Source organism: Brevundimonas sp. (genome assembly GCF_044239655.1).
Taxonomy (GTDB): Bacteria; Pseudomonadota; Alphaproteobacteria; order Caulobacterales; family Caulobacteraceae; genus Brevundimonas.
In genome coordinates this window covers 1-8,945 of sequence record NZ_JBIIAY010000124.1, presented here as the reverse complement: position 1 = coordinate 8,945, position 8,945 = coordinate 1, and the positions used below count along the sequence as shown (strand labels likewise).

Here is an 8,945-nt window from a genome sequence, read left to right as displayed (position 1 = left end):
CGACGCTTCCAGCGCCTCGGGCCGCCAGTCGAAGTCGCGCGGCACCCCGCCGATGGCTCCGACGAGGATGACGGTAGATCCGCCCTGCTCGACCTGCCAGATCGGCGACCCCGCCCGGCGGGCGGTGACGACGACATCGTCGACCGTCGTGGCCTCAGGTTCCGGAACATCCTGAGCAAAAGCCGCAGTCTGCAACGCCAGAGCGCCCAGAACAGCAACGGAAACATTAAGCCAGCCCGATGTCTTCATGACCAAATAAAGGCGGATGATTACAGAACATCCACCTCAACCCCTGTAATATGTCCGAGATTTAATCCACCTGTCCGTCTTGTAACTGGAGACACGGCGCCTGTCCCGGCAAACCTCGCGTCACAAACGAGGGGAACCCCAGGCGATGACCAAGACCATTCTTCTGGCCGGAACGGCCATGCTGTTCAGCGCCGGTGCGGCGCTGGCCGCCACCGATCCGAGCCCCCAGGTCGCCGAGGCTCCCGTGCCCACCGGCCCGACCCAGAGCGCGCCCCTGGCCGACGCGAACCAGCGCGGCGTCCTGGTCTTCACCCCCGACTTCTTCGCCGCCCAGCGCCCGAATACGGCGCTCGACATGGTCAACCGCGTGCCCGGCTTCTCGGTCGAGGACGGCTCGGGCAGCCGGGGCTTCGAAGGGGCGGTCGGCAACGTCCTGATCAACAACGCCCGTCCGGCCTCCAAGTCCGACACCGGCTCCAACGTCCTGTCGCGCACCACCGCCGCCCAGGTCGAGCGGATCGAGCTGATCCGCGGCGGCGCGCCCGGCATCGACATGCAGGGCTATTCGGTGATCGCCAACGTGATCCTGAAGACCCAGAACAGCCACCAGTCGATCTTCTTCATCGACGGGGTCTTCTTCGACGGCGGGCGCGACATCTTCGGTGCCCGCTATCAGTATACGGCCAAGGTCGGCGACCGGTCGTGGGGCGTTACCCTGGCCGACGGCATGGGGATGAGCGATTCCAACGGCCCGGGCCGCAGCATCCGCCGCAACGCCGCCGGCGTCATCATCCGCGACGAGACCTTCCGCAACGATCAGGGCGGCGGTGGCCAGGCCATTCGCGGCAACTATTCCGGCCCCCTGTTCGGCGGCAAGATCGACGCGACCTCGCGCCTTGGCGTCAACGACTACGAGAGCTGGCAGGAACTGCGCTCCGCGACCTCGTTCCGCCGCAGCGAATACCAGGACGACGAGACCAACGGCGAGCTGGGCCTGACCTGGACGCGTCCGCTCAACCCGCGCTGGACCCTGGAAATGCGGGCGATCCACGAGTTCGAGCAGTCCGAGGACGTCTCCACCTCCAACACCCGCATCAACGGCGTCGACGATCCGGTGCAGGTCTTCGCGTCCGAGGGTGACGAGTCGGAATCCATCGTCCGCGCCCTGCTGCGCAACGAACGCTCGCCGACCCTCACGTTCGAGGGCGGTGCCGAACTGGCCTACAACATGCTGGACGTCACCCAGGCCTTCTCTATCGGCGGAACCAACGTCCCCCTGCCCTCGGCCTCGGTCAAGGTCGAGGAAACGCGCGGCGAGGCCTTCGGCAAGGGCACCTGGCGCGTACGGCCGAACCTGACGCTCGAGGCCGGCCTGCGCCTCGAAGGCTCGACCATCAGCCAGTCCGGCGACGCCAATCAGGAAAAGTCCTTCTTCTTCGCCAAACCGCGCTTCCTGGCCACCTGGACCCCCATGCCCAACAACCAGCTGCGCTTCCGCTTCGAGCGCGAACTGGGCCAGCTCGACTTCGGCGATTTCGCGGCCTCGGCCGAGCTCAGCGACGGCACGGTGTTCGGCGGCAATGTCGATCTGGAGCCGGAACAGCGCTGGATCTCTGAACTGGCCTATGAGCGCCGCTTCTGGGGCGAAGGGATCGTCGCGATCGGCTATCGCCATGACGAGATCATCGACGTGATCGACCGCCTGCCCCTGCCCGGCGGCCTGTCGGCGACCGGCAACATCGGCGACGGGACCCTGGATCAACTGTCGCTCAATGTGGTGATCCCCCTCGACAAGCTGAAGATCCCGGGCGGCCGCTTCACCTTCCGCAACGACTGGAACAAGACCAGCGTCACCGACCCGACGACGGGCGAGGACCGGCCGATCTCCGGCGTCCGGGCCAGCCAGGCCAACGTCGCCTTCCAGCAGGATCTCCCGCGCTGGAAGATCCAGTACGGCATCGCCTGGCTGCCCCGCCTGCACCAGGCCAGCTACGACCCGGACCAGACCAACGCGTTCCGGGGCGCGAACTATTTCGAGAGCTTCGTCGAGTACAAGCCCACCCCGACCCTGTCGCTGCGCGCCCAGCTGAACATCTGGAACGACTTCACGACCCACCGCGAGGTCTATGCGACGCGCAGCCCCCGCACCCTCGCCTTCACCGAGGACCGCGAGATCGACCCCAATACCTTCGTGTCGCTGCGACTGAGGAAGACGTTCTAGGGGGACCCCGGCCCGGGCCCGCGCGCTGACGGGGATGTCTCATCCTCTGCACCGTGCCATGTCCGCCGTCGTGGCGGCCCTGGGCCACCCCGCCAGCCTCGTCGTCCTGCTGATCTTTTCGCTGATCTGGCGGTGGGTAGAGCCGGAGAGTTTCGACCTTCACGCGGTCGCGACCTTGATCGCCGTCGCGATGACCCTGGTGATCCAGCGGGGCCAGAAGCGCGACACCGCCGCGCTTCAGGTCAAGCTCGACGAACTGATCTGGCCACCGACGGGGCCCGCAACGAGGTCGCCGGCCTGGATCAGGAAACCGCCGACGACATCGAGGAAATCCGCAACGCCGGGAAGACTCCATAGCGAGGGACAAACAAAAGGCGGCGATCTCGCGACCGCCGCCCTCTGTCGTTTCAGGCGAAGAAGGTCTTACTTCACGCCCTTCATCATCCACTTCAGCACCGGTGACAGGGCCAGCAGGACCACGCCGACGATGACACCGGCCCAGCCGATCTGGTTGAACACCGTGGCATAGGTGGCCAGGGCCGCCTCGGGATCCGTGACGACGCCGCCGACGGTCTCGGACGAGGTCATCTGGGCGACGATGCCGGCCAGGGTGTGGGCCAGGGCCGAGGCCATGAACCAGGCCCCCATCATCAGCCCGACCATCCTGGCCACCGACAATTTGGTGATCATCGACAGCCCGACGGGCGACAGGCACAGCTCGCCCATCGTGTGCAGGAAGTAGGCGGCCAGCAGGAACAGCCAGGACACGCGGAACAGCTCGTTCGCATGGTGGTTGGCGCCCCAGACCAGGGCCAGGAAGCCCGCGCCGACCAGCATCAGGCCGATCGCGAACTTCATCGGCACGTTCGGCTCCAGCCCCCGCTTGCCCAGCCAGATCCACAGGCCCGCCATCAAGGGTCCGAAGATCACGATCATGCCGGGGTTGAAGAAGTTGGTCTGGCTGGCGTTCAACCACGACGGCAGTTCGGTGGACCGGTCAGCGAACAGGGTCAGGCTGGAGCCCGCCTGTTCGAACAGGGTCCAGAACAGCACCGAGAACATGGTCAGGATGATCGCCGCCAGCATCTTCCAGCGGCCGTCGCCCTTGATGGCGATGGCCGAATACAGCAGCAGCCCGGCGAAGATGGCTGGCACCAGCCAGGTCAGGGCGACCTCGACCACATGGTGGCGTTGCAACAGCATCCAGATCGGGATCACCGCGATGATGCCCCCGATGTAGATCGCCGCCTGGCGCGGTACGCCGAGGAAGGTCTTGTGCAGGTTGGCGGTCGCCGGCGGCTCGGCGCGTCCCTCGAGCCATTTCTGGCCCCACAGGAAGGTCAGCAGGCCCGCCAGCATCCCGAACCCGGCCAGGCCGAACCCGTATTTCCAGCCGTAGGCGATGCCCAGTCCCCCGCACAGCAGGGTGGCCAGCACCGAGCCCAGGTTGATGCCGACGTAGAAGATGGTGAAGCCGGCGTCGCGGCGGGTGTCACCCTCGGCATAGAGGGCCCCCACGACGGTCGAGATGTTGGGCTTCAGGAAGCCCACCCCGACGACGATCAGCGACAGCGCCAGGAACAGGGTGGCCTGGCCGGTTCCATCGACCTCCTTGCGGATCTGATAGCCACCGGTCGGAATGGTCGCCGGGAAGGGCACGGCGGAGGCCGCCGTCGCGCCGACCACCGGGGTCGCGGGGCCGGAGGCGCTGATGCCCTCGGGCGTGATGGTGATCGGCACCCGACGCTCGGCGTCGACCGCGAACAGCTGGCGGTCGGCGTCACGGCCGACGGCTTCGATCCGGTACTCCTGGCCCTGGTGCTGGATGAACTCGCGTCCACCCGACCCCTCGAAGGCCATGGTGAAGTGACCGGCGACCAGCAGCAGGGCGCCGATGATGACCGCCTTGCGCGAGCCCAGGAACCGGTCGGCGATGATCCCGCCGATGACCGGCATCAGATAGACCAGCGCCGCATAGGAGGCGTAGATGCCCTGCGCCTCGCCGTCGCCGAACAGGAAATGCTGGGTCAGGTACAGGACCAGCAGGGCCCGCATCCCGTAGAAGGAAAACCGCTCCCACATCTCGGTGAAGAACAGAATCACCAGACCTCGGGGATGTCCCAGAAACTCCTTCTGGGCCCCAGCCATATCCGTCGTGCTCAAACGCTCGCTCCCTCATGCAGCGCCGACCCGGCGCGCTCTGACGGCATAAGCAGCACGGCGGCAAAGGCCCGACAAGTCTTAAGGATGAATCCAAAATGTAACCGTGTTGTCGCGGAGCGGCTGGCTCGATAAAAATCCTGCGATCCGACCCGGATGCGCACGTCGCGAGGCGGCGGAGACAGCGGAATGTCGGTATTGGTCAGCTTCCTGCCGGAAAGCAGATTGCAACTTTTACGTGCAATAGAGCTCTGGTCCGATCGATGCAGTGACTCAGCCCTGAACCCCCGCCCTGTCCCAGGACAGGAAATGGATCCCCCATGACGACACGACCCTTCACCCCCGCCGACATCAACGCCGTCAACGCCCTGCATCGGTCCGTCTGGTGGCCGGAGCGCTCGAAGACCGGCTGGGCCTGGCTGGACGCCAACCCGGCGCGCGCCGATATCGACGCCCCGACGGGCTGGGTCGTGACGGATGACGCAGGTGCCCCGGCGGCCTTCGTCGGCAACCTGATCCAGCGCTTCTGGAAGGACGACGTCCTGTTTCATGGCGCGACCGGCTTCTCGATCATCGTCCCGCCCAGCGTCCGGGGTGCCAGCCGTCACCTGCTGAAGGTGTTCAATCGACAGCCCGACGTCTTCGTCGCCTATACCTTCAATGCCAACAGCCGGTCGGCACCCTTGTACGGCCGCCACGACATGGTCGCCTGGCCGCCGCGCACCCATGACCTGAAACTGTCCTGGATCATCGACCCGATCGACTGCCTGCACGGGCGCTTCCTGCGCGAGGCGGTCAAGCGCGCGCCGCATCTGACCGACCCCTATCGCGAGCGGTTCATGCACCGCCGCCTGGGCTCACCCCGCACGCCCCGCCTGCCGTCCCGGGTCTCGGCCGTGACCGATCTGGGCGACCGCTCCGACTATGCCGTCTTCTGGGAGGCCTTGAAGGCCGAGGGCCGGCTGATCGCCGACCGCAGTCCGGAGATTCTGCGCTGGCGCATGGCCGACCCGGACCAGAGGACCCCGCCGCTGATGATCGCCTTCCGCCGCGACGGCGTCATCACCGGTTACGCGATGGCCCTGATGGCCAAGGCCAGTCCGATCGAGCCGACCGTCCTGGAGATCCTCGACCTCGTCGCCCTGGAAGGCGAGCGCCAGGCCATTCCGGCGCTGATGCAGGCCTTGATGGCCGAGGGCAGGGCCCTGGGGGCCGCCAAGGTCCGGCTGCAGGTTCTGGGCGAGGATCTGCTGCGCCGCCTGGGCCCCTGGGCCACCGGCGCGCGGCGCGAAGGCGGCTGGGGCCACAGCCATGTCAAATTCCACGCCGGCGGGCCTGATCACCACGCCTGGTCGCCGACGCCGTTCGACGCCGACCACGCCTTCTGCCAGCGGCCGGTGCCGGCGAAGACGCGGCGCGGCGAACGCCCGGCCGCGTCGGCCCGTCAGACCTGAGGCCGGGCCTTCAGTTCGTCGCGGATTTCCATCAGCAGGGCCTCGGTCGCCGAGGGTGCGGCCGGGGCGGCGGGGGTCTCGGCCTCCTGGCGACGCAGCTTGTTGATGCCCTTCACGATCATGAAGACCACGAAGGCGACGATGGCGAACTGGATCACCGTGTTCAGGAAGGCGCCGTACATGACCGAGACCTTCTCGATCTCCTCGGTCGCCCCGTTCTCGGGCCGCAGCACCCATTCCAGCTTTGAGAAGTCGATGCCGCCGGTCAGCAGGCCGATCGGCGGCATGACGACCTGATCGACCAGGCTCTTGACGATGCCGTTGAAGGCCGCGCCGATGATGACCCCTACGGCCAGATCGACGACATTGCCCTTGATCGCGAACTCGCGAAACTCGGAGACGAGGCTCATGGGTGTTTCCTGGCTGGCCTGTGGTTCACGCCAGTGAAAGCCGCTTCGCCAGGTGTTTCAACCCTTGTGTGGCCTCAAGCCGTGAGACGCGCGGTAGGCCAACCGGCCTCAAGCAGCGCGAAGCGCGGTAGGCCAACAAACCGGCCTCAAGTAGCGCAACGCGCGGTAGGCCCAAAAGAATATCAAGCGTCGCCCGAGGCGTTCAGCCGCTCGCGCAGCTCCTTGCCGCTCTTGAAGAAGGGTACGGACTTGGCGGGGACATCGACCGTCTCGCCGGTGCGGGGATTGCGACCGGCACGCGCCGGACGCGAGCGTACGGAAAACGCGCCGAAGCCGCGCAGTTCGACCCGTCCGCCCTCGGACATGGCGTCGGTCATTCGGCCCAGCACGATATTGACCACGCGCTCGACCTCGGCATGGGTCAGGTGCGTATTCTCAGCCGCCAGCTTTTCGATCAACTCTGACTTGATCATGCGCAGGACCTCACCTTGCCAGCCCTCCAGGAGCGTGTGTGGTCGCCGTCCCCTGCGCCCACGAAACACCCTAACCTTCGCCGGGCGCGCGAAAAAGCCCGGAAAGGTCACATAAGGTTCCAAAGATGGTGAATGTCACTCACCGTACACAGTGGCGATCTTTCGGCGACAAGGAAAAAGGGCGGCCGGATCGCTCCGGCCGCCCTCTTTAGTCAGTCTTACCGGAGCCTCAAGCAGCGAGGCTCCGCGAGCCGAGCGTTAGGCTCGACCAGGACGTCAGTCCTGCTTGGCTTTCTCGCGCAGGGCGGCGCCCAGGATGTCGCCCAGCGAAGCGCCCGAATCGGACGATCCGAACTGTTCGATGGCCTCGGCCTCGTCCTTCATTTCCAGCGCCTTGATCGACACCGAGATGCGGCGCGAGGCCTTGTCCACGGCGGTGATCTGGGCGTCGACGCGGTCGCCGACGGCGAAACGCTCGGTGCGCTGCTCGTTGCGGTCGCGGCTCAGGTCCGACTTGCGCACGAAGCTGGTGACCGGCGCGTCATCCTCGCCGAACTTGACTTCGATGCCGCCCGACTCGATCGAGGTGACGGTCACGGTGACCGTCTGGCCCTTGCGATAGGTGTCGCCCTCGGCGATCGGATCGCCGCCCAGCTGCTTGATGCCGAGCGAGACGCGTTCCTTCTCGACGTCGACGTCCAGGACCTTGGCCTTGACCATCTCGCCCTTGCGGTAACGCTGGATGGCTTCTTCGCCCGATACGTTCCAGTCCAGGTCGGACAGGTGGACCATGCCGTCGATGTCGTTGTCCAGGCCGATGAACAGGCCGAACTCGGTGGCGTTCTTGACTTCGCCCTCGACGGTCGAGCCGATCGGGTTGGCGGCGACGAACGCATCCCACGGGTTGTCCTGGGCCTGCTTCAGGCCCAGCGAGATGCGGCGCTTGGAGGCGTCGACATCCAGAACCACGACGTCGACTTCCTGCGAGGTCGAGACGATCTTGCCGGGGTGGACGTTCTTCTTGGTCCAGGACATTTCCGAGACGTGGACCAGGCCCTCGACGCCGGCTTCCAGCTCAACGAACGCACCGTAATCGGTGATGTTGGTGATGCGGCCCGTGTATTTGGCACCCGGCGGGTATTTGGCTTCGACGCCGTCCCACGGATCGGACTGCAGCTGCTTCATGCCGAGCGAGATGCGCTGGGTGTCCGGGTTGATCTTGACGATCTGGACCTTGACGGTGTCGCCGACGGCCAGAACCTGGCTGGGGTGCGAGACGCGCTTCCACGACATGTCGGTGACGTGCAGCAGGCCGTCGATGCCGCCCAGGTCCACGAACGCGCCGTAGTCGGTGATGTTCTTGACGACGCCGTCGCGGACTTCACCCTCTTGCAGCTGGCCGACCAGCTCGGTGCGCTGTTCGGCGCGGGCTTCTTCCAGGATCGCACGACGCGAGACGACGATGTTGCCGCGCGGGCGGTCCATCTTCAGGATCTGGAACGGCTGTTCCTTGCCCATCAGCGGGCCGACGTCGCGCACGGGGCGGATGTCGACCTGCGAACCGGGCAGGAAGGCGGACGCGCCGCCCAGGTCGACGGTGAAGCCGCCCTTGACGCGACCGACGATGGCGCCGTTGACCGGCACGCCTTCGGCGAACACGACTTCCAGACGGGTCCAGGCTTCTTCGCGGCGAGCCTTGTCGCGGCTGATGACGGCCTCGCCCAGGGCGTTCTCGACGCGCTCGAGATAGACTTCGACGTCATCGCCGACCTTGGGAATCACGGCGCCTTCGCCGATGCCGAACTCACGGGCCGGGATGCGGCCTTCGGTCTTCAGACCGACGTCGATGATGATGATGTCTTTTTCGATGCCGACGACGCGGCCGTGAACGACCTGGCCTTCGCCGAGATCGCGGCCTTGCAGTTGTTCGTCGAGCAGCGCCGAGAAGTCGTCGCGGGTGGGATTGAGGGTATCAGGC

General features: G+C 66.1%; 7 protein-coding genes and 1 pseudogene. 3 read left to right on the top strand and 5 right to left on the bottom strand.

The window, feature by feature from the left end:
* Positions 1-249: pseudogene (locus tag ACILQR_RS13925) on the bottom strand (hypothetical protein); the annotation flags it as partial.
* 145 nt (positions 250-394) lie between these two features.
* On the opposite strand from ACILQR_RS13925, the gene ACILQR_RS13920 reads away from it, so the two are divergent.
* On the top strand, positions 395-2,470 hold the full coding sequence (locus ACILQR_RS13920; RefSeq protein ID WP_395651995.1) for a TonB-dependent receptor plug domain-containing protein: 2,076 nt from the start codon (positions 395-397) through the stop codon (positions 2,468-2,470).
* A 58-nt stretch (positions 2,471-2,528) separates the two neighbouring features.
* Positions 2,529-2,999, top strand: coding sequence for a low affinity iron permease family protein (locus ACILQR_RS13915; protein ID WP_395651994.1), 471 nt, complete (start codon positions 2,529-2,531; stop codon positions 2,997-2,999).
* Here the strand turns inward: ACILQR_RS13915 and ACILQR_RS13910 are convergent.
* Entirely contained in the window at positions 2,894-4,633 is a 1,740-nt protein-coding gene (locus ACILQR_RS13910; RefSeq protein ID WP_395651993.1) for a peptide MFS transporter, read from the bottom strand. The genes ACILQR_RS13915 and ACILQR_RS13910 overlap by 106 nt on opposite strands.
* 317 nt (positions 4,634-4,950) lie before the next feature.
* On the opposite strand from ACILQR_RS13910, the gene ACILQR_RS13905 reads away from it, so the two are divergent.
* Entirely contained in the window at positions 4,951-6,084 is a 1,134-nt protein-coding gene (locus tag ACILQR_RS13905; RefSeq protein WP_395651992.1) for an N-acetyltransferase, read from the top strand.
* Here ACILQR_RS13905 and mscL read toward each other — a convergent pair.
* From mscL to rpsA, 3 genes are all read right to left on the bottom strand, one after another.
* Positions 6,075-6,494, bottom strand: coding sequence for a large-conductance mechanosensitive channel protein MscL (gene mscL / locus ACILQR_RS13900; protein ID WP_395651991.1), 420 nt, complete (start codon positions 6,492-6,494; stop codon positions 6,075-6,077). The genes ACILQR_RS13905 and mscL overlap by 10 nt on opposite strands.
* 182 nt (positions 6,495-6,676) lie before the next feature.
* Complete coding sequence (locus ACILQR_RS13895) at positions 6,677-6,967, bottom strand: integration host factor subunit beta (protein WP_271145129.1); 291 nt, start codon at positions 6,965-6,967, stop codon at positions 6,677-6,679.
* 276 nt (positions 6,968-7,243) lie between these two features.
* On the bottom strand, positions 7,244-8,945 hold a 1,702-nt coding region (gene rpsA / locus ACILQR_RS13890), incomplete at its 5' end, for a 30S ribosomal protein S1 (protein ID WP_395651990.1).